We start from the raw sequence: 2,361 nt of genomic DNA, 5'->3' as shown, positions 1-2,361 counted from the left end.
GAGCCGCAGATTGTGCGCCATGGCGCGGCCGATGATCCGCGGCGGCGGAACCATATACAGGCTGTCCAGCAGCGAGAAGCGCCGCAGGAACCATTCCGCGAGCACGGGATCGGTCTCGGCGGCGCCCAGGAATTGGTCGAACAGCGCCCCGGAGGGCCGCCACCACCAGGGGATGGTTCCCTTGGTGCCGGCGTGGTGGAACGTGACGTCGCCGATCGCGTTCATCGTCCACACCGGGAAGGTGCTCTTGGCGGTGGCCCGGTTCAGCGCCGCGGCCACCTGGTCGTCGGGCAGTTGCAGGGCCCGGCGCAGATGACCGGCCTGCAGCGACGTCATCGTCATGCCCTGCCCGAAGGTGGGGTTGAAGCTGGCCACCGCGTCGCCGAAGGCGAGGATGCCGGCCGGGAGGCGCTCCAGCTTGTCGTAGCGGCGCCACTTGCTGGCCGGGAAGGCGTGAAACGCCGGATCGCCCAGCGGTTCGGCGTGCGTCAGGGCGGCGTTGAAGTGGTCCGGAAGCAGCCGGTGCGCCAGCTCCAGCATCTCGGGAAAGGTCTTGGGCGGTTTGGCGTTCGCCACGCCGAACGTGGTCAGCACCCAGGTGCCGTCCTCGTAGCACAGCATGCCCATGCCCAGGGACTCGTCGTGAGAGGCGCCGGCGACCACCACCTTCTCCGCGATCAGCCCGTCGGGGATGCGGAACTGCTGGGTGGCGTAATGGATGCCGATGTTCATCTCTTGCTCGACGGGACGCTGGAATCCCCACTGCTCCAACCACACCGGCAGCCGGGTGCCCCGGCCCGCCGCGTCGACGACCAGGTTCGCGGCCACGAACTCCTGATCGCCGCCGTCCGGGCCGGCGGGATCCAGCAGCACACCGGTCACCCGCTGTCGCGCCGGGTCGAAGCGCGGCTCGGCCACCGAGCGCCGCGCCACTGTCACGTTGTCGATGCCGAGGACGCGCGTGCGTAACTGCCATTCGAGGTGCGGGCGGCTGGGCACGTAGGCGGTGAACTCGTCGCGCAACGTGCTGCCGGTGCCCAGCACGTGGCCCGCGGCGCCCAGGTGGATGCAGTCGGGCCGGTTTTCCAGTTTGGGGACACCGGCGGCGACCATGTCGTCCAGCAGTCCGGGGAACAGGTCCTCGAATTCCATGGCCCCGCGCGCCATCAGCATGTGCAGGTGCCGGTCCTGGGGCACCGTCGCCCGGTTCGCCGGTTCGGCCGGCAATTCGTCGCGTTCGTACACCGTCACCCGCGAATACGCCTCGGCGAGCGCCCGCGCGGCGCAAAGGCCGGCGATGCTCCCGCCGATGACTACGGCGTGATCCCTGGCCGTTGCTGTGCTGTCCGGCATTGGCGGAGAGTACCCAGTACTGTGACGGACCAATGGCTCCCAGCGTTGGGAAAGGGCTGATGCATGGCCAATCGATGGCGGACCAAGTCGATCGAGCAATCAATCGCCGACACCGACGAGCCGGACACCAAGCTGCGTAAAGACCTGACCTGGCGAGACCTGGTCGTCTTCGGCGTCGCGGTGGTGATCGGCGCGGGCATCTTCACGGTCACCGCGTCCACCACCGGGGACATCACCGGCCCGGCCATCTGGGTGTCGTTCGTGATCGCGGCGGGCACCTGCGCGCTGGCCGCGCTGTGTTACGCCGAGTTCGCCTCGATGTTGCCGGTGGCCGGTAGCGCCTACACCTTCTCCTATGCCACCTTCGGGGAGTTCCTGGCCTGGATCATCGGCTGGAACCTCGTGCTGGAACTGGCGATCGGCGCCGCCGTGGTGGCCAAGGGCTGGTCGAGCTATCTGGGCACGGTCTTCGGATTCGCCGGCGGCACGGCCAGCTTCGGCGGGGCCCAGGTCGACTGGGGGGCGCTGGTGATCGTCGGCGGCGTGGCGACCCTGATCGCGCTGGGCACCAAACTGTCATCAAGGTTTTCCGCGGTGGTCACCGCGATCAAGGTGTCGGTGGTGCTCTTCGTCGTGGTGGTCGGCGTCTTCTACATCAAGCGCGCCAACTATTCGCCGTTCATCCCCAAGCCGGAGGCCGGTCGCGAGGCCAAAGGCATCGACCAGTCCGTCCTGTCGCTGCTGACCGGCGCGCACAGCAGCCACTACGGCTGGTACGGCGTGCTGGCCGGGGCGTCCATCGTGTTCTTCGCGTTCATCGGGTTCGACATCGTCGCCACCATGGCCGAGGAGACCAAGAACCCGCAGCGCGACGTGCCGCGGGGAATCCTGGCGTCGCTGGGCATCGTGACCCTGCTCTACGTCGCCGTCGCGGTGGTGCTGTCGGGCATGGTGTCCTACACCGAACTCAAGACGGTCCGCGGCCGCGGGCAGGCGAACCTGGCCACC

Annotated in this window: 2 protein-coding genes; one reads left to right on the top strand and one right to left on the bottom strand. The window is 68.4% G+C overall.

The genetic code is table 11. From position 1 onward, the window contains the following. Positions 1-1,353: NAD(P)/FAD-dependent oxidoreductase (locus tag A5624_RS01520; protein ID WP_066860435.1), on the bottom strand; the 1,353-nt coding region annotated here is incomplete at its 3' end. Positions 1,354-1,416: 63 nt separating this feature from the next. On the opposite strand from A5624_RS01520, the gene A5624_RS01515 reads away from it, so the two are divergent. Further along, positions 1,417-2,361: amino acid permease (locus A5624_RS01515; RefSeq protein ID WP_156748733.1), on the top strand; the 945-nt coding region annotated here is incomplete at its 3' end.

Source organism: Mycobacterium sp. 1482292.6 (assembly GCF_001672995.1).
In the GTDB taxonomy this organism is placed as follows: domain Bacteria; phylum Actinomycetota; class Actinomycetes; order Mycobacteriales; family Mycobacteriaceae; genus Mycobacterium; species Mycobacterium europaeum_A.
This window is presented reverse-complemented; position numbering and strand designations above follow the sequence as displayed.